The organism is Nocardiopsis sp. CNZ308, from assembly GCF_004217075.1.
Genome location: NZ_SHKJ01000001.1, coordinates 6,641,079 through 6,666,798 on the forward strand (window position 1 = coordinate 6,641,079; position 25,720 = coordinate 6,666,798).

The 25,720-nt window shown below is 70.4% G+C and carries 14 protein-coding genes; 11 read left to right on the forward strand and 3 right to left on the reverse strand.

From position 1 onward, the window contains the following. Positions 1–48: 48 nt before the first annotated feature. From EV372_RS29590 to EV372_RS29200, 3 genes are all read right to left on the reverse strand, one after another. Positions 49–2,679 carry a phospholipase D-like domain-containing protein gene (locus tag EV372_RS29590; protein WP_486484075.1) on the reverse strand — a complete coding sequence of 877 codons (2,631 nt, stop codon included), beginning with the start codon at positions 2,677–2,679 and terminating at the stop codon, positions 49–51. Next, complete coding sequence (locus tag EV372_RS28565) at positions 2,676–4,169, reverse strand: hypothetical protein (RefSeq protein WP_130398629.1); 1,494 nt, start codon at positions 4,167–4,169, stop codon at positions 2,676–2,678. Before EV372_RS28565 ends, EV372_RS29590 begins: the two co-directional genes overlap by 4 nt. Before the next feature lie 159 nt (positions 4,170–4,328). Then, positions 4,329–4,490: a hypothetical protein gene (locus EV372_RS29200; protein ID WP_156095253.1), complete on the reverse strand. Its 162-nt coding sequence runs from the start codon at positions 4,488–4,490 to the stop codon at positions 4,329–4,331. A 437-nt stretch (positions 4,491–4,927) separates the two neighbouring features. On the opposite strand from EV372_RS29200, the gene EV372_RS28570 reads away from it, so the two are divergent. The 11 genes from EV372_RS28570 to EV372_RS28620 all read left to right on the forward strand — a co-directional run bounded on the left by EV372_RS28570 (position 4,928) and on the right by EV372_RS28620 (position 25,667). Then, positions 4,928–5,248, forward strand: coding sequence for a hypothetical protein (locus EV372_RS28570; protein ID WP_130398630.1), 321 nt, complete (start codon positions 4,928–4,930; stop codon positions 5,246–5,248). A gap of 11 nt (positions 5,249–5,259) precedes the next feature. Next, positions 5,260–6,861 (forward strand): alpha/beta fold hydrolase, encoded by a 1,602-nt coding sequence (locus tag EV372_RS28575; RefSeq protein WP_130398631.1) that lies wholly within the window; start codon positions 5,260–5,262, stop codon positions 6,859–6,861. Positions 6,862–6,986: 125 nt separating this feature from the next. Then, positions 6,987–7,577: a DUF6518 family protein gene (locus EV372_RS28580; RefSeq protein ID WP_372497204.1), complete on the forward strand. Its 591-nt coding sequence runs from the start codon at positions 6,987–6,989 to the stop codon at positions 7,575–7,577. Between the two features lie 30 nt (positions 7,578–7,607). Continuing rightward, the gene (locus EV372_RS28585; RefSeq protein WP_130399166.1) at positions 7,608–7,775 is read left to right on the forward strand and encodes a DUF397 domain-containing protein; all 168 of its coding nucleotides are present in this window, start codon (positions 7,608–7,610) and stop codon (positions 7,773–7,775) included. Positions 7,776–8,240: 465 nt separating this feature from the next. Beyond that, entirely contained in the window at positions 8,241–11,414 is a 3,174-nt protein-coding gene (gene drmD / locus EV372_RS28590) for a DISARM system SNF2-like helicase DrmD (protein WP_130398633.1), read from the forward strand. Continuing rightward, on the forward strand, positions 11,411–15,496 hold the full coding sequence (locus EV372_RS28595) for an Eco57I restriction-modification methylase domain-containing protein (protein ID WP_130398634.1): 4,086 nt from the start codon (positions 11,411–11,413) through the stop codon (positions 15,494–15,496). Before drmD ends, EV372_RS28595 begins: the two co-directional genes overlap by 4 nt. Continuing rightward, the gene (gene drmA / locus EV372_RS28600; protein ID WP_130398635.1) at positions 15,496–19,434 is read left to right on the forward strand and encodes a DISARM system helicase DrmA; all 3,939 of its coding nucleotides are present in this window, start codon (positions 15,496–15,498) and stop codon (positions 19,432–19,434) included. Before EV372_RS28595 ends, drmA begins: the two co-directional genes overlap by 1 nt. Continuing rightward, complete coding sequence (gene drmB, locus EV372_RS28605; RefSeq protein ID WP_130398636.1) at positions 19,434–21,344, forward strand: DUF1998 domain-containing protein; 1,911 nt, start codon at positions 19,434–19,436, stop codon at positions 21,342–21,344. The genes drmA and drmB overlap by 1 nt, the downstream gene beginning before the upstream one ends. Then, positions 21,341–22,117, forward strand: a complete 777-nt coding sequence (gene drmC / locus EV372_RS28610; protein ID WP_130398637.1) for a DISARM system phospholipase D-like protein DrmC — start codon at positions 21,341–21,343, stop codon at positions 22,115–22,117. Before drmB ends, drmC begins: the two co-directional genes overlap by 4 nt. Beyond that, positions 22,117–23,997 (forward strand): N-6 DNA methylase, encoded by a 1,881-nt coding sequence (locus EV372_RS28615; protein WP_130398638.1) that lies wholly within the window; start codon positions 22,117–22,119, stop codon positions 23,995–23,997. Before drmC ends, EV372_RS28615 begins: the two co-directional genes overlap by 1 nt. Next, complete coding sequence (locus EV372_RS28620) at positions 23,994–25,667, forward strand: serine/threonine-protein kinase (protein ID WP_130398639.1); 1,674 nt, start codon at positions 23,994–23,996, stop codon at positions 25,665–25,667. Before EV372_RS28615 ends, EV372_RS28620 begins: the two co-directional genes overlap by 4 nt. Positions 25,668–25,720: the final 53 nt, after the last annotated feature.

Sequence of the window (25,720 nt, forward strand, 5' to 3'; positions counted from 1 at the left end):
GCGGTTCCGGTGGTATCCGGGTGCGATGTCACGCGGGCCCGTTTCGGTTCAGAGCGGTTCGTGGAGGAAGCCCACCTTCTCCAACAGGGCGATGTGGCCGGTACCGAGGCTCTCCAGGAAGGCGCTCACGTCCGGGTGCGGAGACAGGTGCAGCGGCGCGCTGGTGCGCAGGAGCCCCACCCGCGACAGGCCCTCGCCGCCCAGGCGGGAGGAGGGGGTGGCGGGCGGGTCGACGCGGTACAGCCGCCAGGCGCTCCCCCTGGGACGGGAGGCGAGCAGCATCCTCGGCCTGCTCCAGACCAGCAGGGCCCACGCCTTGGGCCCTTGGGCATGCACGATCACCGGCCCGACGTGCTCCTCCAGGATCTCGGCGACCCGGGCGGCCACCGGAACCGGGTTGGTGAAGTCCCCGTGGACCCGGTGCACCCCGGAGTCGGTCTCCAGGGTCCAGCCCGACGTCTCCAGCAGTTCCTCGCGCACGTGGACCAGGGGGTCGTCCTCCCAAGCCAGCCGTATGACCCGTTCGAGCCCGGCCGGACCGAGCACCCGGGCGTGGGGTGCCCCGGGTACGAGGAGCAGCCCCGAGTCGAGTCCGGAGTCGGCCAAGGCGACCCGCTCGCGCAACCGGGACCAGGTGGTGCGGGCCTCCTGGGATCTTGAGGTCCCGGCGTTGAGCGGGACGTCCTCCACCAGCAGTCCGGCGCACACGGCGGTCACCAGACAGGCCTGTTCGAGGGCCCGGTCGGGGATCGCCTCCTCCTCGCGGACCAGGCCGAGGGCGAGCCGGGCCAGCTCGGGACGCCAGGACTCGTCTTCGCTGTTCCAGACGCCCGCGCCGAGCAGCCGGACCACCACACGGGTCACCAGGAGCCGCACCGGAAGGGGTGGCACGGGAGCACCCTCGTCGGGGACACAGGCGTTCACCGCGCGTCTGGTCCATCCGCGCCATCTGCGCTTCTCCTGCTCGGTCAAGCCTTTCCCGGGCGCCCGCTCTTCCTGCACGGCCCGCGCAGCCTCCTCCTGGACGCCCTCCTCGTCCTCCTCCCGGGCCCCGGCCAGGTTCCAACGCTCCTCCCCCGCCTTCGATCCGTCCGGGCTCGCGGCAGGGATTCGGTGGCCGAGCATACTCACCGTCAGCGGGACACCGAAGGTCCTCTCGCAGTCTTCGAGGTACTCCGTCCACCGGTCCCCGGCCGAGGCCTCGACGGTGTCGGAACGGTTCTCGGCGGCTGCCGTTCCCCGGGGCGCCGTACCGGCCAGGCCGTGCGAGGCCAACTCCTCCGCCAGGCGCAGGATGTCCCGCTGGAACTCCCGCTCCGATTCGCCGTCGAACAGCGACTCCTCGGTGTGGGCACGGCGCATCCGCGGCCTGGAATCCTCCCCGGACGGCCGTGCGCACCTCCTCGGGTCGACGGTGAACACCGGTGCGGAGGCTCTGCCGTCGGGTACACGCACCCGTACCACCAGCCCGCCCCCGCCCCAGGTGGCGAAGGTCCCCTCCGTCTCACCGGCCCGGATCGTGCCCACGTCCTCCCAGGTCCCGGGGGAACCGTGCCGGGAGGACTCGACCACGACGTCCGCGGAGTGGGCGTCGGCCAGGGTCACCACCAGGCTCTCCCCCTTCAGGAAGGCCCCCAGCGGCACGGGCACTCCGGGAGCGTGTCCACGCTCGAACCGCCCGATGGTGTTGACCCCCGCCAGCCGGGAGACGGGAAGAGCCGTGGCCTCGGGCATCAGGGAGGCGCCGACCGGGACGACCGTGCCCAGCTCGCAGTTGCCGCCCGCGCGGGTGGAGCGCAACAGCGCGGCCCCGGTGAGGTTGGCACTGCCGGTCAGCGCCCACCGCCCCTCCCCCGCCGACCACTCCACGAGCTTGCCGTGGCGGGGCACCTTCTCCTCCAGGAGGCGGAGTTCGGCGTCGGTGCCGGCGAGCGCCCGAGCGAGGGCGTCACCGTCGTAACTGCCTGAGGACTCCTGCACCCCCAGCACCACCCGGGCCGGGTCCAGCCGCTCCACCAGGGCCCGCAAAGCGCGGGCGCCGGGGTCGACGAACGGCGCGTACAAGCACAACTCGTCCACGGGCCCCGCGTCCAGCTGTTCGATCAGCTCCAGATCGAGGTTGTGCACCACCCGGGCCCCGGTCTCGTCCGGTCGGCCGGACAGCAGCAACTCCTCCAGGTGGCCGGCCACCTCCCCCAGCCGATCCCCCATGTACCCAGGAAGGCGTAGGGCCCCCGTTCCGGCGCACCCGCGCAACCACGCGGCCAGTTCGGTCAGCTCCCAGGGCATCCCGTCGGGACCGCCGCGCAACACCGTCCACAGCTCGTCGTTGTGCCCCCACCCGGCCAGGGTCGGGTTGCCCGAGCCGATCGCCGCCACCACCTCGTGGTCGCCGAGCAGCAGCGCCAGCTTGGGGTGGAAGGCCGAACCCCCGCAGGAGGCCAGGGCGTGCGTGTAGTCGCGTCCGGCCCTACGCACGTCCACGGGGTCGTGCCTGCTCTGGGCGGCGTCGCCGACCAGGGTGACGGCCGCGCCCAGACCGCGGGCCATGGGTACCGCGGCGCGTTCCAGGAAGGGCAGGTCCATGGTGAACCCGGTGAGCAGGAACTCGCGCAGCGGAGCGCGGTCGGTGCGCTCGTTCCACTCGTGGAGCAGGCTCAGCGGGGAGTACAGGCTCATCCGGCCACCTCCAGCAGCCTCGCGCCGGTGTCGGTCAGGGCTCCGGCGGGTCCCCGGTCCTCACTGATCAGCCCCAGCTGCAGGGCCAGACCGGCCATCTCGTTGATCCGTGTGGCCGGTTCGCCCCGGCCCTCGTCGCCGGTGCTGTAGTACCTGCCGTTGCGCTCGTGGACCTTGGAGAACACGGTGATCCCGCCGTCGTCCCCGATCCTCGTCTTCTCCCGGGCGACCCTCTGGGACTGGTGGAGCATGTCCGAGACCAGCCCGGCGGCGAACTCGGCGACGGGCCGGTCCCACAGGTCGTCCCGGCGCTGGGCCACCCACAGGGGGTTCAGGAACTCCTTGGCCTGCCCCAGGAAGGCCCGGTGGACGTCCCCCTCCAGCTCCCCGGCTCTGCGAGCGCCCAACAGCAGCAACTCGACGTTGAGCCGTGGTTCGTCCCCGTCGCCGGTGTCGAGGAGGCCCTCCTCGGCGGCGACCGGATGCCCGACCCCGGTGGTGTCGGGCAGGTCCTGCGCGAACGCCCGCACACTCGTGTCCGGCATCAGCGACGCCACCCGGTCACGGAGTTCGTCCTCGGTCGAGCCCGACCCGGAGTCCCCGTCGTTCATGCAACCGGTCACGAACGACCACAGCCGCCGCCAGGCCCCCACCGAGAACCGGCGCAGCAGGGTTCCGCGCCAGCCCAGAGCCTGGGGGTGGGCGCCCAGGACTGGATCGGTCACCGCGGTGTCCCCGTAGGCGACGGCGGCGCGGAAGGCCCGCTCCCAGTCCCACTCCCAGGACCAGTCCGTACGCACGCGGTAGAGCTCGGCGGTACGTCCCAGGATCCGCAGGGCAGCGCGCCGGTGCAGGTCCTCGTGCTCCCAGGAGTCGGGGTCGTGGACTCCCTGTTCGGATGCGGTGAACAGACCCGCCAACCACGGGACCTCGGCTTCGGTGAGGTGGTGCGCCCCCACCTGGGCCAGCGCGACCAGGCGGTCACGGGACAGGTGGTCGTGCGCGGTCGCCTCGAACAGCGGGGCGAACACCTCACGGACCGGTTCGGGGCACGTGTGCCGACCGGGCGTCGGGAGGGCGTCGCCTCCGGCGGCCACCCCCAGGGACAGGCACGGTCCCCTGTAGTCGGACCAGAACCCGAGTCTGCGCGGCGAGTAGCTGCGGATCGGCGCATCGGTGCTGTGAGCCGCCGCGCAGGCGGCCAGGTCCAGCCCGTCCTCGCCCAGGTGCGGCCGGACCCCGTCGGTGCCGTGCGGTTTGCCCCCGGTCACGCGGTCGTGGACGTGCCCGGCGTCCTGGCAGGCAGCCGTGACGGCCGCCATCAGCACCTCACCCCGGCGCAGGAGCAGGATCCGCTGTTCCTCGTCGGTGTCCACACGTGCGCAGTGCTCGGCCAGAGCCGCGTAGAACGCGTAGGGGCGGGCGAAGTGGGTCAGCGTGGAGACTCCCGGAAGCAGCCGGTCCACGGTGTCCAGAACGGGACGGGCCACCCTGAGCGGGTCGATTCCGCCTCGTTGGTCCAGTCCTCTACCGGCCCAGACCGGGCCTGTGACGGTCGCTGGCACGAAGGCCTCTCATACGGGGGAACAAGGGGTGCTGGCCGAGTCTAAAGGGGCGGTCCAAGGGCCGCGGGACCGCTGGCGGGACCCTCAGTGGTAGAAGCCGACGATCCCGTGGTTCCGTTCGGCCGCCGCGCGAACCCACTCCAGGACGGTGTGCACGGACTCGCGCATGGAGTGGTCGTCCAGGGCGTCGACTTGTGAGGAGATCCTGTCGGGGTCGACGCTGTAGGCCATCAGTCCAGAACTCATGACCGGCAACCTACGGTGCTCCTACGACATCGCGGTGCGGGGAAACCGGACCGGCGTAGGCCCCCGGAGCACTCACCGCTGGCCGGGACAGGGCCACGAAATACCAGGAATGGCCGTACCGGCACCCACACCCGGAGCGGCCTTGCCATGGAGGCGCGGAATGGCCGAATGCGGCCATATTCCACGGCCTCGGCGCCTGGCGCCGGATACCGGAATCCCGCAGGCCAGGGCGTCTCACTCGTGAAAGACAGAAAATCGTCCTCTTCTCTCGTGCGGAACTCAGAAGAGACCAGAAAAGCCGTTGAGCTGGAGTGTTCACCAGGAACAGCCCGCCGTTCCGGCCAACCGTGCGCGCCGGCCCGTCCCCATCGTCTTCGGAAACGTCTCTCCTTGGCTAGGATCAGCGCACGACCACTCCCTCCCCCCAGGAGAAACACATGGCCGACGCAGGCGCGAACCCGGCCGATGCCGTGAATTCCGCTGGTAGCGCGGCGGACACGGCCGACAGCATGGCCACACTCGCCCAAGACTTCGGGAACGACATCTCTCCGCTCTATTCCGGGGCACCGGAGCTCGGCGGTTCCCTGGTGGACTACGACATCGAGGGCAACGAGCGCATTCGTCTCGCCGTGATGAGCAGCAGGAGCCTCGCCGAGAGGAGCGGGCATGCCGGTGGTGAATTCTCGGAGACGGACCACCAGTCATCCTCGGACTACGGAGGCGCTGTTCCGTCCATTCCCCGACCGGTCAACTTCTGAGGGAGGGCCACATGTCACCTGAATCCATGGTCCTCGGGCTTCCCGACGACGTCGACGCGGACGAGGGCGCCCTACGCGACGGAGCCGCGGGCCTCCTCGTCACCAGGAACACGATGCTCGGACAGTCGGCCGACCTGGAGACCGGCTTCTGGGCGACCGCGAACGAGTTCAGCGACACGATCGCCTGGGACATCAAGGACGCGACCGCGCAGGAGGTCCAGACCTGGGAGAGCGCGGCCGAAATCCTGACCCACGGCTCGGGCACGTTCACCTTGTACGCCGACGCCGTCGAGGAATACCGGGGCGTGCGCATCGACCTCCATGCCCGCTGGAGCGAGTGCAAGCGCGAGGCTCTGGCGCGAATCGAGGAGTTCGGCGCCGACACCATGACGTTCAGCGGCGTCTCCCAGGAACAGGCCGAGGTGGACTACCTGAACGGGGTTCGTGAGGGGCTCCTGGGTGAGCACACACAGGCGCGATCGGACCTGGACGACGCGACCGACGACGCCAAGGACGCGCTGACCAACGGCCCGAGCGCCGCGTCCTGGAAACGCATCGAGGACGCGGGCCTCATGACCGGCAGGGAGATCCACCTCTTCGGTGGTGTACCCGATCCAGAGGTCGGCTTCAAGCCCCAGGACGACTGGCCCCCGGAGGAGGTGGCGCAGTGGTGGTCCACCCTCGCACCGAACCAGCGGGAACACGCGATGGAGGAGTACCCGGACGACCTGCGGAACTTGGACGGTGTACCCGTCGTCGTCAGGGACGAGCTGAACCGCGCGGCGCTCGAGGAGGCGATCGACCACTTCTCCTCTCCGGGCGTCGGGAACAACCCGTTCACTCTCCAGCAGTTGCGGGAGATCCAGGAGGCGACCGAGGGAGACGACAACAAGTTCCTCATGTACTTCGATCCCTTCGCCCCCGGGGGAGGGCAGGCAGCACTCTCCACCGGCAACCCCGACCTGGCGGACCATGTCTCCACCATGGTCCCCGGGATGTTCAACGACATGGGAACTCTCGCAACTCCGATCGAACGCTCCGAAGCACTCCACGACCAGATGGTCGAGAACGATCCGAACGGTGAGCACGCCTCGATCACCTGGATGGGATACAACGCGCCGCCCACTCACTGGGACTCGAAGGACGGCGCCACAGCCCTCGCCTCGTTCCAGGAAGGACTGCGTGCCACACACCAAGGAGACGAGCCCTCGCACAACACCGTTCTGGGGCACAGCTACGGTGCCTACATCGCCGGTGCCGCGGCCAATCCCCACATCGGTGGCGGTCTCGACGTCGACTCGCTCGTTCTCGTCGGCGGGGCGGGCGCGAGCGTCGACCACATCAGCGACCTCACCGTCGATGAGGAGAACGTGCACGTCATCCAGGGAGACGACGACTGGATCGAGGATGCCAGAGACGATTTCGGGCTCCTCATCGACGGTTTCGGAACCCCGCTACACGACGATGGGTTCTTCGAGGACCCGGACAACCCCGGCGAGGAACTGGGCAACAGACTCGTTCCCGAAGCGGACACCGGCCACAGCGGGTACTTCACGGACGAGGAGACCCTCAGCTATCTGGGCGAGGTCCTGACAGGAGACACCCCCCGGTGAACACGGATTCCACCCCTTCTCCTCACAGCGGGCAGGCGGGCGGAGAGGACAGGTCCCGGCGAGAGCCTCCCTCCATCATCCGCGACTTCCTGGATCGGCACCTGGGCCTGTTCCTGGTGCTGTCCGTGGGAACGGGCTTGGTCTGCGGAGCGCTCGCGGTGTTCATCGACGGCCTCAGTTCCGAGGGGCTCCCGTTCCTGGAATGGTCCGTCGGCCTCTACGTCGCGCCGCCGCTCCTGATCGGCCGGACGGCGGTCCGTTCCCGGGCGGCGGCCACCGCGGGTTCGGTCACGTACCTGTCCGCCGTTCTCGGACACCTGGCCACCACCCATCTGGCAGCCGGCGACTACACCATGCGGGAGTACTGGGTCTGGGTGCCCGTCGGGTTGGTCGCGGGAGCGCTTTTGGGGTTTCTCGGCAACAGGTTCCGCTCGCACGCCACGGGCGTCCGGGCCTTCGCCGCAGGGTTTCCCCTAGGGCTGATCGCGGTCTTCCTGTGGGTGAGCGTCAGGGCGTACGTGAGGTCCGGTGGGGAGGAAGTCCACCTGGGCGTGCTTCTCCTCGAAGGAGTTCTGGCACTGCTCCTCCTGGCGCTGTGCCGTGGATGGGCCGCCCGGGGCGCGGCCCTGGTGTGGGCGGCCGTACTGAGTATCCCGTTCGCCTTCGGCATGTTGTCCGTGTTCTCGCTCGTGTGGTTCGCGAGCGGAGACTACTGAGACTGCCGTCCACCACGATTCGGTGATCACATACTTCCGCGTGGGAAGGCGAGCTACACCAACGACAGGGGAGCTTGCGCGGAGATCGCGGAAGGACCGGCCACCGGAGTCCGGGACACCAAGCACCGCGAACTGGGCGCACACTTCTTCGGCTCGGGTGAGTGGCAGGCCTTCATCGGCACCACCAAGGACGTCTGAGCCCTTACCCGCCCCTATCCTCCCCGTGATCTTGCCCCTGGTGGCGCGCTCGGCGGCCGACAGTGCCGCTACGGCCCAGATCACGGATGTTCGACCCTGTCTGCTGTGAACCAGCAGGCGGGGCCGAAGCCTTGCCGAGCGCAGTCAGCCAGCGTTCGCGCCGCCGACCGTGATGCGTGCGGCCACCTTGCCAAAACGGGGATTTCGGGACCAAAGACCCGACTTTGCCCCGACGCCTCCCAACTGCGTAAACCCCCGGGAGTGCACCGCCGTCCTGGTGTACACAGGTCCTGCGGCGCCGCGATCCCCACTCCCCACGCCTCTTGCGTGTGAACCGGGTTCACAATAGAGTTCCTGCCATCGAAGTGGTACTCCGACCCCCCTAAGTTGGATTCCGCCTCCCCCGCCGCCCCGCTCCGCCGAGGCTGACGGGGTCCCCACCCGGCGCGACGCAGGAAGACCGCCATGCCCAGCAGCACCACAGAGGACCCCACCTCTGCCTCCCGGAAACTCTCCCCCGGCGCACTCGTCGAGGTACGCGGCCAGAAGTGGGTGGTCAGCGGGGTCGAACCCGGTGACGCCTTCACCATGGTCACCCTCCAGAGCATCCAGGAGGGCCGCTACGGCGAGACCCTCGATGTGCTCTGGGAGGTCGAGCCCGGCCGCAGACTCCTGCCCAGCGGCTCCCTCCCCGACATCGCCGGGATCTCCCCGGACCGCCCCGAGCAGCTCGCCGCCTTCCTCGACGCCGTGCGATGGTCGGCGGTCACCTCCGCCGACGTGCGCAGCCTCCAGGCACCCTTCCGCTCCGGAGTGGCCATCGAGGACTACCAGCTCGAACCTGTCTCGCGTGCGCTCGGCGCACCCCGCGTCAACCTCCTGCTCGCCGACGACGTCGGCCTCGGCAAGACCATCGAGGCCGGGCTGGTCGCCCAGGAACTCCTGCTGCGCAACCGCACCCAGCGGATCATGATCGTGTGCCCGGCGGGCCTGACCCTGAAGTGGGAGGAGGAGATGAAGGAGAAGTTCGGCCTGGACTTCACCATCGTCGACTCCGAGTGCGCGGCGGCCGTGCGCCGCGAGTACGGCAGCGCCGCCAACCCGTTCAAGGTCCACCGGCTCACCATCGTCAGCCTGCCGTGGCTGCGCGGCGCCAAGGCCCAGCGCCTGCTGGACGAGGTCCTGCCCGCCGACGGCCCCGGCTATCCGCGCGCCTTCGACCTGCTCATCCTGGACGAGGCCCACCATGTGGCCCCGGCCGCGCCCAAGCAGGTGTACGCGGTCGACTCCCAGCAGACCAAGCTGATGCGCAAGCTGGCCCCGCACTTCACGCACCGGCTGTTCCTGTCGGCCACCCCGCACAACGGCTACCAGCAGTCGTTCACCGCGCTGCTGGAGATCCTGGACGACCAGCGCTTCGCCCGGGGCGTGGACCCGGACCCCTCGGCGGTCTCGGACACCGTGGTGCGCCGCCTCAAGCGCGAGGTGGAGAACGACGACGGCAGTCCCCGCTTCCTGGAGCGCGTCACCAGGGAACTCCAGGTCGCCTACCCCGACAGCGAGCGTGAGGTCCACGCCCTGCTCACCCGCTTCGCCGAGCTGCGCCGGGCCAAGCTCACCACGAGGAAGGGCAGGCGGGCCACCGACCTGGTCACCCTGCTGCTCAAGAAGCGCCTGTTCTCCAGCCCGGCCGCCTTCGCGCACACCGTCGGCGTCTACACCGAGACGCTGCGCTCGCGCGGCGGCGACTCCCTCCCCGCGGGCGCCGACCTGGACGAGGTGCCCGAGTGGATGGACGACTGGTGGGACGAGACCGCCACCTATGACGACGAGGAGCTGGCCGAGGCCGAGGACGACGCCCTGGGCCGCGCCCGCCCCCTCCAGCCCGACGCCGACGAGACCGAGGAGTCGCTGCTGGAGCGGATGCGCTCCTGGGCCCTGACCCACGAGGCCCAGCCCGACGCCAAGGCGCGCAGGCTCATCGACCACCTCAAGGCCATCTGCAAGCCGGACCAGCACTGGACCAACGAGCGCGTGGTGGTCTTCACCGAGTACCGCGACACCCAGTCCTGGCTGCGCTCGCTGCTGGCCCAGGCCGGGCTGGGCGGCGAGCAGGTCAAGGAGCTGCACGGCGGGATGTCCGCCGAGGAGCGCGAGGCGCTGCGGGTCGCCTTCCAGAAGGACCCGGGCGAACACCCGCTGCGCATCCTCATCGCCACCGACGCCGCCAGCGAGGGCATCGACCTCCAGCGGCACTGCCACCGCCTGGTCAACTACGACATCCCCTTCAACCCCAACAAGCTGGAACAGCGCATCGGCCGTATCGACCGGTACGGGCAGACGAACCCGCCGGAGGTCTTCCACTTCGTGGGCACCGGCTGGGAGAAGGCCACCGACTCCTTCGAGGCCGACCTGGAGTTCCTGTCCCGCGTGGCCACCAAGGTCGCCCGCATGGAGGAGGATCTTGGCTCGGTCAACGCGGTGATCTCCGACGCCGTGCAGCGCCGGATGCTGGGCCAGAGCGCCGACCTGGACGCCGAGACCGCCCAGGCGGGCGGCAGGGGCCGAGTGCCCTCCGACTCCAACATCCGCGAGCGGGTGCGCCGCCTGCGCCGCAACCTGGACGAGACCGTGGAGTCGCTCGCCCTGACCCCCGACCGGGTCAAGCGGGTGGTGGACACCGCCCTGGACCTGGCACGGCAGCCGGGGCTGCGCCCCCATATCGACGAGGACGAGGAGCGCGCCGCTCAGGACCTGTACGAGGTCCCGTCCTTCACCGGGTCGTGGGTCAAGGCCGCCGACGGGCTGCTGGAGAAGGCCTCGCACGGCGCACCGAAGGGCGCCGAGCTGCGCCAGCTGCCGGTGACCTTCGACGCGCAGACCGCCAAGGGCCGCGACGACGTGGTGCTCGCCCACCTCAACCACCCGCTGGTGTCCCGGTCGATCGGGCTGCTGCGCACGGCGGTGTCCAACGACCGGGTGGGCCTGAACCGGGTGACGGCCGTGGTCAGCGAGGACCCGGAGCTGGAGGACGTGCTGGTCGGCGCCTACTCGCGGTTCGTGCTGGTGGGCGCGGACGGGCTGCGCCTGCACGAGGAGGTGCTGCACTCGGGCGGGTGGCTGCCCGAGACGGGCCGGTTCCGTCGCCTGGAGAACCTGGGCACCCTGGGCGGCATCCTCAACCGCGCCCTGGACAGCGGTCGGCCGCTGTCGGACGCGGTGTGGAACCGCGTGCGGGAGCGCTGGGAACGGGCGGGCGGCCGCGCGGGCCTGGAGCGGGCCATCGAGTGGCGCGCCGACACCCGCCTGGAGTCGCTCAAGCGGGTGCTGGCCGAGCGCGAGGAGAACGAGCGCGCCCGGGTGACCGGCGTCCTGGACCAGTTCGCCGCGTCCCTGCGCGAGGCGCTGGCGGGCGACGACGACGAGGACGCGCTGTTCGGGCGCTCCCTCACCCAGACCAAGGAAGAACGTGAGCAGTACCGCAAGGACCGGATGAACTGGGAGAGGCGGCTCGCCGCCCTGGACGGGGAGCGCGAGCGCGAACTGGCGGCCATCGCCGAGCGCTACGCGAAGCAGGACCCGCACACCTTCCCCGTCGCCGTCGTCTTCGTCGTTCCCCGTAAGGAAGCCATCCGATGAGCAACCCCCGATCCCGCGGCAAGCACTCCCCCGCCGACGCCGTCCGCCAGCAGCACCTGGACTGGCTGGGCCTGGTAGAGGTCAGCGGCCCCTTCCTGACCCTGCCGGTACTGCGCGAGGTCTGGTCCGCCGGACTCGACTCGCTGGAGGCCGAGCAGATGCGGGAGCTGCGCCGGAGCTCCGCCCTCTGGCGCGACGAGACCGGGCCGGGCAGCCGGAACCCCGAGGCCGGGCGGGACGCCTGGGTGCGGTACGTGCTCGGTGAGCTGCTGGACTGGCGCGAGACCCTGCGCACCGACGGGCTGGAGCCGCTGGCCATGGAGGTGGCCGAGCACGACACCGCTGTGGCCCCGTCGTTCGTGCTCACCTCCCCCGACGCCGAGCCGGAGGGCGAGGTCAAGGCGGACGGCGTCCGGCTGCTGGGGCTGACCCTGCCGGTGGGCCAGTCCCCCGTGCAGCGGATCAGGGGCGAGTCCTGGTCGGCCACCCCGGCCGACCGGCTGGCGCAGCTGTGCCGCCACCACGGGGTGGAGCTGGGCCTGGCCACCGACGGGCGCTGGTGGGTGCTGGTGTGGGCGCCGCGGGGCGGGGTCACCACCACCGCGCTGTTCGACGCCTCGCTGTGGACGGACGCCGCCGAGCGCGACGTGCTGCGCGCGTTCTACTCGCTGCTCAACCGGCGGCGGTTCTTCACCGTGCCCGACGAGCAGCAGCTGGTCCCGCTGCTCAACCGGAGCATGGGCTCACAGGAGGACGTCACCGAGGCGCTGGGCGTGCAGGTGCGCCAGGCCGTGGAACTGCTGGTCGCCGCGATCGGCCGAGCCGACACCCGGGCGCGCGAGCGCGGGGAGCGGGACCTGAGCGCCGTGTCCGCGCACGACGTGTACCGGGGCGCGGTGTCGGTGATGATGCGGACGGTGTTCCTGCTCTTCGCCGAGGAGCGCGGTCTGCTGCCCTCCGACAACGACCTGTACGCGGGTTCGTACTCGGCCGGTGGGCTCTACGAGGAGTTGGAGGCGCTGGCTCGGGAGGGCACCGAGGACGACCTGGAGCGGACCACCGCGGCCTGGCACCGGCTGCTGGCGCTGTTCCACGCGGTCTACCACGGTGTGGACCACCCCAAGCTGAAGATGCACGCTCTGGACGGGTCGCTGTTCAACCCCGAGACGTTCCCGTGGATGCCGCTGGACATCGACGACCGGACCGTGCTGCACATGCTCAAGGCGGTGCAGTACGTCAAGGTGGGGCGCGGGAAGTCGGCGGAGCTGAGGAAGCTGTCCTTCCGCGCCCTAGACGTGGAGCAGATCGGTTACGTGTACGAGGGCCTGCTGGCCTTCGACGGGTTCCGCGCCGAGGAGCTCGTGGTGGGGCTGGTCGGCAAGGAGGGCCTGGAGGCGGAGGTCCAGCTCCGGGACCTGGAGGCGTTGGCCGCCCGGCACACGGACGCGGAGACTCTGGCGGAGGAGCTGGCCGCCGAGTACAAGGACTCCGGGATCGGCTCGAAGGGCAAGCTGGCCAAGGCGCTGGCCCCGCTGTCCAAGGAGGAGCGGACCGAGGCCGTCAAGCAGCTGCGCGGTGTGGTGCCCGGTGACGACGTGCTGGTGGAGAGGCTGCTGCCCTTCTTCCGCATTCTGCGCAACGACCTGCGTGGACTGCCCATGGTGGTGCGGGGCGGGGAGCTGTACGTCACCGAGTCGGCGCTGCGGAAGAACACGGGGACGCACTACACACCTAGGGAATTGGCTGAAAAGGTAGTGTTCAACGCCCTGGAACCTCTAGTTTACGCTCCGGGACCACTCCAAACGGCGGACACCAGTAAGTGGAAACTCAAAAACAGCCACGAGATCCTGGCGCTGAAGGTCGCCGACATCGCGATGGGTTCGGCGGCGTTCCTGGTTGCGGCAGCCCGTTACCTGGGTGACCGCCTTATCGAAGCTTGGGTAAAGGAGAAAGACCCGCACGCCGAGGGCTACACGCCGCAGGAAAATGATGTGCGTTCCGACGACGACAAGGTCGTCATCGAGGCCCGTCGTCAGGTGATTGAGCACTGCCTTTACGGCGTAGACATCAACCCGATGGCCGTGGAGATGGCGAAGCTGTCGCTGTGGCTGGTGTCGATGGACCCGGAAAGGCCGTTCACGTTCCTGGACGACCGGTTGGCTTCGGGTGACTCACTGCTCGGGATCACGTCGCTTGAGCAACTTGAGTACATGCACATGGACCCGAAGCAGGGCCGAAAGATTCACGAGCGCGGCCTAGTGGACTTCACCAGGGGCGTGCGTGTCCTAATCGGCCGGGCTGCGGAATCCCGGAGAAAACTTTCCAAAATGGACGGCGCCACGATGGACGGGGTGAACCGGAAGCGGTCGGTCCTCGGCGAAACCGAATTGGAGACTGGCCAAGCACGACTACTCGCCGACCTGGTGGTGGGCGCTGCGCTTTCCAGTGCGGGCAAGAGTGAAGCCATCGCGCGGGACCAAGCATTGAAAGCGGCCGACCTGGCACGACGCCTGAACACTGCCGAACCTGAGGCTCGAATCACAGCGAAAAAGTGGCTGGACACTGACCACCCGAATGGAGCTTTCGAACGCAAGCCTCTACACTGGCCTTTGGCATTCCCCGAGGTCTTTGAAAACGGTGGCTTCGATGCCGTAATCGGCAACCCTCCGTTCCTCGGCGGACCAAAGATCCGTCCAACACTCGGAGGGCAATACCGCGAATTAATTACAGAGGTAATTGCCAAGGGAACGCGAGCAACAAACACAGACCTCGTTGCCTATTTCGCACTACAAGCCCACCGAGTCGTCAACAAGGAAGGACAGGCAGGAATAATTGCAACAAACACTCTCACCCAAGGAGCAACACGACGAGTCGGACTCGATCAGATAATCGAATCTGGAGCTCTTATCAGAGGAGCCATTAAAAGCGAGTCGTGGCCTTCGCGTTCCGCAGCACTCGAATACTGTGTCGCATGGACTACTAAAAAGTCAATCGAAAAAGACTCAATCGTTCTGGCCGACGGCGTGGCCACTGCGACCATTACTGCCACCCTTGACGCGAGTACTTCAAAGAAGAAGCCAGCTCACAAACTCGCCAAAAACGCCAAAGTTTCATTCCTTGGACACCATGTCAACGGAAAGGGTTTCATCCTCACTCCCCAAGAAGCAAGCCACTTTCTATCGACAGAGGACAACAATTCAGAGGTCGTCTTCCCGTACCTAATCGGTCAAGATATCGCAGACTCTCCGACATCGTCTCCTTCGCGATGGATAATTAATTTCCACGACTGGAGTGAAGAAAAATCCAAAAAATACAAAGATCCTTTTCAAAAGGTGGATTCACTCGTAAAGCCAGAGCGACTAAAGAGAAATAGAGAGTCGCATCGAAAATACTGGTGGAGGTATGCCGATTATCGACGAGGCCTCGAATCCTCTATTTCGAGCCTTGATCGGATTATTGCCTTCGCACGAGTGAGCAAAACTACTGCTCCCGTCATGGTGCCAACAGGTCAGGTTTTCAGCGAGCAAATCGTAGTGCTCGCTAGTGATGACACGGCCATGCTGGCGCTACTTTCAAGCGCTTCCCATTATTGGTGGGCTATCACACGTGCCTCCACACTGGAGACTCGAATCCGCTACACACCCTCGGATGTGTTCGAGACCTTCGCGATGCCCGAACTCACCCAGGAACTCCGGGACCTCGGCGACCGTCTCGACACCTACCGCCGGGACGTGATGCTCTCCCGCAACACCGGGCTCACAAAGACCTACAACCTGGTCTTCGACCCCAACTGCAACGACTCCGACATCGTCGAACTCCGCGCCATCCATCGCGCGATCGACGAGGCCACCATCCGCGCCTACGACTGGGAGGACCGGATCGAGGCCGTCGGTGGGCTCGACCACGGGTTCCACAAGGTCGGCCGCGAGACCCGCTACACCATCGGCCCGGCCGCACAGCGCGAGGTCCTCGACAGCCTTCTCGAACTGAACCACGAGCGCTACGCCGAAGAGGTCGCGCAGGGCCTCCACGACAAGAAGTCCAAGCGCAAGGCCGCCAGCGACGAGGGGACCCTGTTCTGATGCCTGACGACGCCCTCTTCGATCACCCCCACGGCGAGCAGACCGCCCTCGACACTTCCACCACCCCCACCCAGGCCAGCGGCTCCCCTATCGCCAAGCCACCCACCAAAGCCGAACTCCGCGCCGCCCAGAACGCCGCCCGCGACGCCGAGCTGATCGCCTCGCTCGACCGCCCCCAGGAGTTCCGGGAAGCCACCTCCTTCCAGGTCCGCGACGAACTCCAGCACTTCCTGGAGCGCGACCTCCTCGGCCCCTGGGACGGCCCCACCGAGGAACTCCCCACCCGCTACTCCGGCCCCCGCGAGCGCTACCTCGTCGGCATGCTCGGCCCCCGCCACCAGACACCCCTCTCCTCCCGGGACGCCGCCGACCAGCTCCCGGACTCCGACGCCGAGGCGGACGGCGCCGCCTCCGGCGAGGGCTCCGGCGAGCTGCCCGAGAAGGCCACCACCCAGAACCTGGGCCACCTGTGGGCCTCCACCATGGGCCTGTCCTTCTCCGTGCCCGCCGACACCGACGCCGTCCACGTCCGCGCCGCCTGGGGCCAGTACGGACGCGAGAGCGTGGAGGAGGACGAGGGCAAGAAGCGCAGCGTGTGGGTGCGCGAGCCCAAGGAGTTCGAGCGGGATATCCGCCTCGACGGCGAGCCCGACTTCAAGGTCGGGCTGACCGACCCCGACCCCGACTCCCCCTGCGTGTACCTGGCCGTGTCCGTGCGCGAGGACCGCGACGGCCTCCCCCGCCGCACGGTCGAGCTCAACCTGGTCAACAACCGCGTCCCCGTCCACCCGGGCGGCGACACCATGTGGCTGTTCCAGGCCCGGCTGTCGGTCACCGCCCTGGACGGCTCCTCCCCCGTCTTCCTCCCCGTGGACGACCCGCTCGACGGCGGCGTCCCCGCCTCCGACGACCCCGAGGAGCTGCACCTGCGGCTGCTCTACCGGGACCTGCTCAAGTACGCCGACGGGCGCAACATCGCCGTGGACGCCGAGGTGGCCGAGGGGGCCCGCCGGGCGCACCGGCTGACCACCACCTGGCTGCCCCACCACGACGTGCCCGCCACCACGGCGGCCGTGGGCGCGGGTTCGGCGCTGGCCTCGGCGCAGCTGTCCATGGACGTGCTGGCCTCGCCCGAGACCGGCACCGATGCCCTGCGCGCGGGCCTGCTGCCGTTGGCCGACGGCTACTCCGCCTGGCTGGACGGGCGCGAGGCGGCAGCCGCCGAGCTTCCCGAGGCGCTGCGCAAGACCGCTGAGACGGCCGTGTTCCGGGCCCGGCGGGCCGCCGAGCGCATCCGCGCGGGAATCGACCTGCTCACCGACCCGGCCCGCCCCCGGCACGGGGAAGCGTTGCGGGCGTTCCGGTTCGCGAACCGGGCCATGGCCGACCAGCGCCGCCACAGCGAGATCTCCCGGCTGCGCGAGGACCCCGAGGTCTCCTACGCCCAGGCCCGGGAGGCCGTGAACGCGCGCGGCGCCTCCGCCGCGTCCTGGCGCCCCTTCCAGCTGGCGTTCGTACTGCTGAACCTGCCCGCGATCACCGACCCCGACCACGATGAGCGGGCCGCCTCCACCGAGGCCACGGTGGACCTGCTGTTCTTCCCCACCGGTGGCGGCAAGACCGAGGCCTACCTGGGGCTGACCGCCTTCACCTTCGCCATCCGGCGCCTCCAGGGCGTGGTGGGATCGGGCGCGGACGCCCGTGACGGTGGCGACGGGGTGGCGGTGCTCATGCGCTACACCCTGCGCCTGCTCACCGCCCAGCAGTTCCAGCGGGCCGCCGCCCTGGTGTGCGCGGCCGAGGTGCAGCGCGCCGAGGACCCCGCCACGTGGGGCGAGCACCCCTTCCGGATCGGCCTGTGGGTGGGCGGCGGCGTCTCGCCCAACTGGTTCGACGAGGCGGAGAAGCAGATCGCCGAGGCCCGTGAGCGGGGCCGGGGCGAGCGCGCCAACGTGTTGCAGACCCTGTCGTGCCCCTGGTGCGGCACCAAGCTCCAGGCCCACCGGGACCTGGACCCCCGGCACGAGGTGCGGCGGGTGCTGCTGTTCTGCGCCAACGGCGAGGGGGCGGACGCCTGCCCGTTCTCCCAGCGCAACAGCGCGGAGGGGCTGCCGATCCTCACGGTGGACGAGGAGATCTACCGCTACACGCCCAGCCTGCTCATCGCCACCGTGGACAAGCTCGCCCAGCTGCCCTGGCGGGGGTTCGCCGGAATGCTGTTCGGCCGCGTCGCGCGGTACTGCCCGCGCCACGGCTACCGCCACCCGGACCTGGACGAGAAGACGGGCTGCCGTGGCCGCCACAACGCCAAGGGCCCCCTGCCCAAGGTGGAGAGCGTGCCCGTGCGGCGGCTGCGCCCACCGGACCTGGTCATCCAGGACGAGCTGCACCTGATCTCGGGTGCGCTGGGCACCACCGTGGGCCTGTTCGAGGCGGCGGTGGACGAGCTGACCTCGTGGACCACACCGTCGGGGAAGCGGACCTCGCCCAAGATCGTGGCCTCCACCGCCACCACCAAGCGCGCCGGGGACCAGGTGCGCGGGGTGTTCGGGCGAGGCTTGGAGGTGTTCCCGCCGCAGGTGAGCGAGGTGTCCGACACCTTCTTCTCCACCCAGGTGGAGGTCACCCCCGCCAACCCGGGGCGGCGCTACATGGGCGTGTGCGCGCACGGGGTGCGGCTCAAGGCCGCCGAGATCCGCCTGGCGGAGATCCTGGCGCTGACCGGCCAGCACCTGTTCGACACCTACGGTGCCCCGGCCGACCCGTACATGACCACGGTCGGCTACTTCAACGCCACCCGCGAGCTGGCGGGCATGCGGCGGCACATGGACGACGACGTGACGGTGCGCGCCCGCAGGCACGGGCGCGAGCGCGGGATGGCCAACCGGCTGACCCGGTTCGGGCGCACGTCGATGTTCAACGTCCAGGAGCTGACCTCGCGCATCTCCTCGGCCGACATCAGCGACGTGCTCAAGCGCCTGGAGATCGGCTTCGACCCCGAGCTGGACACCAGCGAGCGCAAGCGGGCCGTCACGGCCGCCTTCATGGAGGCCAGGCGGGCGTGGGAGTCGCGTTCCTCGGCCGCCCGCCAGGTGGAGCCCCACCCGCTGGTGCGGCGCGAGGGCGAGCGGCACAAGGAGACGCGGGACCCGGTGGACACGGTGCTGGCCACCTCGATGCTCCAGGTGGGCGTGGACGTGTCGCGGTTCGGGCTGATGGTGATGACCGGCCAGCCCAAGAACACCGCCGAGTACATCCAGGCCACCTCGCGCGTGGGCCGTGACGCGGCCCGGCCGGGACTGGTGGTGACCCTGTACAACTGGACGCGCCCGCGCGACCTGGGGCACTACGAGGACTTCGGGTACTACCACGCGACCTTCTACCGGCAGGTGGAGGCGCTCAGCGTCACCCCGTTCACGCGCCGGGCCCTGGACCGGGGCACCGCGGCGATGTTTGTGGCGGCGGTGCGCCACGCCCAGGAGGACTTCTCGCGCAACGGCGACGCCCACGACGTGGACCTGGACGGGCCCGCGGTGGAGGAGGTCGCCGCGCGGATGCTGGTCCGGGCCGAGTTCGTGGCGGGCGAGCGGGGCCGCGACTACCTGGCCGAGCGGATCAACAGCCTGCGCGACCACTGGAAGCAGGCCCGCGAGGGCTCCACCCGGCTGGGCTACGAGCGCTCCACCCGGGAGCGCCAGCAGCTGCGCGGGCTGCTGACCAAGCCGGGCGAGGGCTCCTGGAGCGAGACCACCGTCGGCATGTCCATGCGCGAGACCGAGAACGAGATCAACCTGCTGGTGTCCGGCAGCGGCGACTTCTTCCGGCCGGTGCTCAACGAGCCGCCGTGGTCGTTCGCTCCGCCGAGCGCGCGCGGCGGCGACGACACCGAGGACGAGCGGACCCCGGCCCCGGCCGGACAGGCGAAGGAGCAGGGCTGATGCACAAGGAGACGCACCGGCGCAGGGTCGGCTCGGTCCGGCCCAGCCACCTGATGTTCACCAGCGGCGTGGGGTCCCTGGTGGACCTGCCCAACTTCGCTGTGCTGGTGCGCGGGCTGGACGAGTGGAACCACACCCACGCCTACGGCTGGGAGCCCATCGTCGAGCCCCGACTGCTCAAGGTGATCCAGGAGCAGCCGGGCCACCGCAAGGTGAAGGAGCTGCGCCCTGCGCCGTGGACCGAGGGGCTGGAGCGCGACCCCGGCGGACCCGCCGCCGGGGTGGGCGTGCCCACCACCCCCTTCCCGTCCTGGTTCCGGTGCACCTCCTGCGACGAGCTGGTGGCCCTGGACTCGGACATGCTCGCGTTCGAGAACACCAACCCGCGCAGGCCGCACGAGGCCCGCTTCGTGCACAACGTCGGCAGGCACAAGAAGGGCAAGCCGCTGGCGGTCCCCGCCCGGTTCGTGCTGGCGTGCACCGACGGCCACCTGGACGAGTTCCCCTACGCCCACTTCGTGCACCGGGGGGACGCCTGCCCCAAGGCCGAGAAGCCGCAGCTGAAGATGGAGGACCGGGGCGGCAACGTCGGCGCGAACGTGGAGCTGACGTGCGTGGTGTGCGGCGCGCACCGCAACATGCGCGACGCGAGCGGCGCGCGGGGCGAGGAGAACCTGCCGGCGTGCCGGGCACGCCACCCCCACCTGGGCGTGTTCGACCCGGAGGGATGCAGTCAAAATCCCAAGACCCTGGTGCTGGGCGCGTCCAACCAGTGGTTCTCGGAACTGCTGTCGACGCTGGCGGTCCCCTCCGGTCAGGGAGCGAGCGAGCTGGACTCCCTGGTGGAGCAGTACTGGGACATGTTGGAGGAGAGCCCCAAGGACCAGTACAAGGTACTGCGGCAGTTCGCGCCGCCCATGCGCGACCACTTCGGCAGGTGGGACGACGACACCGTGTACGCGGCGGTGGAGCGGCGCCGGGCGGTCCTGTCCGGACAGGCCGAGGGCGGCGGCGAGGCGGCGTCGGGCCGCCAGGCCCTGCGCACCGCCGAGTGGGAGGCGCTGTCCTCCCCCGACGCTCACGAGCCCCGGCCCGACTTCGCGCTGCGCCGTCTGGAGGGCGGCGTGCCCGAAGAGCTGCGGGGCGTGTTCGCCGACGTGGTGCAGGCCGAGCGGCTGCGCGAAGTGCGGGTGCTGACCGGGTTCACCCGCCTGGACTCCCCCGACCTGGACGACCCGTTGATGGTGCAGACGGTGCGGCTGTCGAAGGAGGACACCACCTGGCTCCCGGCCAGCGAGGTGCGCGGCGAGGGCATCTTCCTGCGGGTCCCGGAGGAGCTGCTGGCCGCCTGGGAGAAGCGGGTGTCCGACAGCCAGGCCCTGGAGCTGCACCGGGAGGCCTACGGCACCTTCCGGGAGAAGCGCTACTCCAACCGGGTCGGCTCGGGGTTCGAGCGGATGCGCAACTGGCCGGGCGCCCGCTACACCGCCCTGCACACCCTGTCGCACCTGCTGATCCGGACCATCGCCCTGGACTGCGGGTACAACGCGGCGAGCCTGTCCGAGCGCGTCTACGCCGGGACCGAGGAGGACCCGCGCGGGGGCATCCTCATCTACACGGCGGTGCCCGACGCCGAGGGGACTCTGGGCGGGCTGGTGTCCCAGGCCGAACCGGAGCGGCTCGTGCACCTGGTGCGCAAGGCCCTGCGCGGGGCCATGCACTGCTCCTCGGATCCGTTGTGCGCCGAGCGGCTGCCGCAGGCGAACGCGGACTTCCTGCACGGGGCGGCCTGCCACGTGTGCCTGTTCGTGTCCGAGACGACCTGCGAGCACGGCAACCGGTTCCTGGACCGCAGGTTCGTGGTGCCGATCGGGGATCCGGAGCTGGCCCTCTACCCTGAGCTTCCGTGACGAACTCCGCGAAACCCCCATCGTTCGAGGAGGCCGCCGCGGCGGCCTCCTCCGCCCTGGGCGCGTCCGGCCTGCGCGAGGTGGCCGCCCTCCTGGCCGACGGCTGGCCCGACCAGGCCCTCCTGGGATCGGTACGCGACCGGGAGGCGGCGGCGCCGCTGCTGGCCTCCCGCTCCCGGGAGGGCGTGCCCCCGGCCGAGGCCGCCGCGTTCCTGCGCGGGCTAGCCGCCGGGCACGCCGCCGCGACCGGAGGGGTGTCGGTGGAGACCGTGTGGACCGGGCCCTCCAGCCACTCCGTGCCCGTGCGCTCCACCGCCCAGGCGCTGCTGGAGGTGGTGGACGAGGCTCGCGAGGAGCTGGTGCTGATGACCTACTCCGCCCGGCGGCGCGCCGACATCCGCGAGGCGCTGGCGCGCGCCGTGGCACGGGGGGTGTCGGTGTCGGTGGTGGTGGAGACCCTGGCCGGGGCGGGCAGCGCGATCAGCGGCGAGGAACCGGGGCAGGCCTTCACCGGGATCGACGGGGTGCGTCTGTGGCACTGGCCGGTGGACCGGCGCGAGGGCAGGGGGGCCAAGGCGCACGCCAAGCTCGCCGTGGCCGACCGCCGGGCGCTGCTGGTCTCCAGCGCCAACCTCACCCAGTCGGGGGTGGCCACCAACATGGAGGCGGGCCTGCTGGTCCGGGGCGGCGCCACGCCGCGCCGGGTGGCCGAGCACGTCGTCGAACTCCAGGTGCGGGGCGTGCTCGCTCCGATGGGTGTGGGGGGCCGTTGATGGGCGCCGGAAATGACGGCGGCGGAGACATCGCGCGCGCTCTGGTGGGGCCGGCCGACATCGCGCGGCTGGCCGGTGTGCGCAGGCCCGCTGTGAGCAACTGGCGGCGGCGCTTCGACGACTTCCCCCGCCCGGTGGACGGCACCTCCGCCAACCCGCTGTTCGCGCTGGAAGCGGTGCGCGCGTGGTGTCGCCAGCACGACAAGGCCTTCGAGACGGACCGGACCGACCTGCTGTGGCAGCGGGTGCGCACCGAGGTCCCCGACGTGCGGCTCACCGCGTTCATGGCCTACGCGGGGCGCCAGCTCACCGACCTGCTGCCCGTGGGAGCCCGGCCTGATGGGGTGCCGGAGGAGTGGGTGGACCTGGCAGACGAGGTCCTGGCCGGAGACGATCCCGAACCGGTGTTCGAGGAGCTGTGCGCGCGCCTGACCAGGGAGCGGGGCCGGGCCGAGACCTCCCCGGAGCTGGCCGCGTGGATGGCCGAGCTCGCCGGAATCGGCGAGGGAAGCAGTGTGCTCGATCCGGCGTGCGGCACGGGCGTGCTGCTGTCGGCCGCGCTGCGGCGCGGCGCCCTGACCGTGTTCGGTCAGGACCGCGACCCCGACGCGCTGGACATCGCGACCGCGCTGCTGGTCGTTCCGCACGGGGTGAGCGCCACCGCCAAGGGCGATTCGCTGCGCTCCCCGGCCTTCGAAAGCTCCCGGGTGGACGCCGTGCTGTGCGACCCGCCCTTCCGCGACCGCGAGTGGGGCTACGAGGAGCTCGTGGACGACCCCCGGTGGGTGCACGGGCTGCCGCCCCGGGGCGAGGGCGAACTGGCGTGGGTCCAGCACTGCCTGTCGCGGGTGCGGCCCGGCGGGCGGGCGGTGGTGCTGCTGCCCGCCTCGGTGGCCTACCGGCCGGGCGGGCGGCGTATCCGCGCGAACCTGCTGCGCTCGGGCGCGCTGCGCGCCGTGCTGGAGGTCCCCGGTGGTGCGGGCGCGGAACCGGGGCGCCACGCGTGGGTGCTGGTGCGCCCGGAGGAGTCGCACGGCACCGGCGACGGGGTCCTGCTGGTCGCCTCGACGGAGGCGTCGGAGTCCGCGCGGGTGTGGGGGGACTTCGCCGCCGGACGACCGGTGGCCCCCGGCCCGTACTGGATGGTGGCCGAGGTCGGCCCGCTCCTGGACGAGGAGGTGGACCTGCGGCCCTCGCGGCTCCTGGACTCCGCGTCCAGGAGCGGTGCCGTCGTGCGCTACCCGGCTCTGCTGGGCGAGTTCGCCGAACTCCTGGACCAGGTGCGCGCGCTCTCGGACGAACTGGAACTCGTGCCGGACGGGGAGACCCCCATGACCACGCTCGGAGCGCTGGCGGACGCGGGCGCGGTCGAGCTGCACCGCGCGCCGATGGCGATGGGCACCGAGAGCGGCGAGGTGCCGGTGCTGACCGTGCGGGACGTGCGCTCCGGAGAAGGTCCGAGCGGACGGTGCGACCGCGTGCCCGGACTCGTGATGCTCCGGTACGGGGACGTGGTGGTGGCCGAGACGGTCCGCGACGCGCCCGTGCACGTGGTGGAGGAGGGCGGTGCCGCGCTGGGACCGCGTCTGCTGGCGCTGCGACCGGTGTGGGGACGCACCGACCCGGACTTCCTCGCCGGGGCGGTGGGAGCCGAGGCCGTCTCCTCCTCCCGAACCTCCAGCGGCCGGGCCGACGTGCGTTCGCTGCGCCTCCCCGCGCTGTCCCTGGAGGAGCAGCGCGCCTACGCGGGCGTCTGGTCCCGCATGGAGCAGGGGAGGGAACTCCTGGAACGGGTCGCGGGTCTGGGCGCGCGGCTGGCGGCGTTGGGAGGCCGAGGGCTTAGAGAAGGCGAGTTGCGACCGCGGGAGTCAGGGACATGAGCGCACCGGCGCCGGGAAAGCGCCTGCTGGAAGGACGTTACGAGCTCAACGCCACGCCGCTCGGGCGCGGCGGCATGGGCGAGGTCTACGAGGGGCACGACACCCGCCTGCTCCGGGAGGTGGCGGTCAAGTTCATCCGCTTCCCCGCCGACGCGGGCGACGACGAGCGCGCCGAGATGGTGCACCGGTTCGTACGCGAGTCCCGGATTACGGCGGGGCTCCAGCACCCGGGGGTCCCGGCGGTCTTCGACGCGGGTGCCGACGGGGACAAGCGGCCCTACCTGGTGATGCAGCGCGTCCACGGGGTGAGCGTCACCGACCTGGTGGCCGAGCAGGAGCGCCTGTCGGTGGGCTGGGCGGCGGGGATCGCCGCCCAGGTGTGCTCGGTGCTGGCCGCCGCGCACCGGGCCTCGCTGGTGCACCGGGACCTGAAGCCGGGCAACCTGATGCTGGAGGCGGACGGGACGGTGAAGGTCCTGGACTTCGGGTTGGCCGTGGTGCTGGACCGCGGCGACGCCTCGCAGATCACCCGGACCGGCCAGAGCCCGGGCACCCCCGAGTACATGGCGCCCGAGCAGCTGATGACGGGCAGGGCCAATCAGCGCAGCGACCTGTACGCGTTGGGCTGCGTCCTGCACGAGATGCTCACCGGGCGGCGGCTGTTCACCGCCTCCACGCCCTTCGCCGTGGCGTCCAAGCAGACCACCGAGCGCCCCGCCGATGTGCGGGACCTGTGCCCGGAGGTTCCGGCGGAGCTGGCGGAGGTGGTCACCGCCCTGTTGGAGAAGCACCCCGAGGACCGGCCCGCCGACGCCGTGGAGGTGTACGACAGGCTGATCGGCTGCGTGGACGCGCCTGAGCCGATCCCCGGGGTGCTGCACCCGCCCTCGCGGCCCAACCCGCACCTGATGTACGGAAGGGCGCTGTCCCGGGTCGTCCGCCATGTTCCGGCGGGCGGGGTTTCGGCTGCGCCCGGAGCGTCTCGGAACGAGGGCACGGTCCCGACCGGCGGGTCGGCCGGTTCCGCCGGGCGTCCCGCATCCGGGGACGTGTCCCGGGCATCGGAGAAGGCCGGGACTTCCTCGTGGGACGGGGTGTCCGTACCCCGGAGGGAGGGCCTGCGCAAGGCGCGTACCAGAGCCGCCGAGCTGGTGGGGTCCGCCCGGTACCGGCAGGCCGCCGCCACGCTGCGCGAGGCCGTCGAGCACGGCTCGGCGGTGTTCGGACCCACCGACTCCGAGGTGGTGGAGTTGCGGCTGGAGCAGGCCAACGCCCTGTTCGAGGGCGGCAACTTCCGCCAGGCGGGGCCGCTGTACGCGGAACTGGCCCGGGACCTGGCACAGGACGCCGGAGAGGAGGACCAGAGTCTGGTATTCCGGTGCCGTTTCCAGGACGCCACCTGTCTGGCCATGGGCGGTGAGGAGGAACCCGCCCTGAACGGTCTGACCTCCCTACTCGACGACGAGGTCGCGGTCTACGGTCCCGACGACCACCGCCCGTTGGAGCTGCGCCGCCAGATCGGGGTGCTCGAACTGACCCTGGGACGACTGGCCGAGGGTGCCGGAACCCTGCGCGGACTGCGCGCGGACCTGGTTCGCCTGCACGGCGCCGACCATCCGGAGGTCTCCCGGATCGACGGTCTCCTGGAGGAGGCGCCACCGCCGGACTGAACCGCTCCACCGCGTCCCCCCTTCCGACCCCTTCGAAGCACACGAGGTAAGCC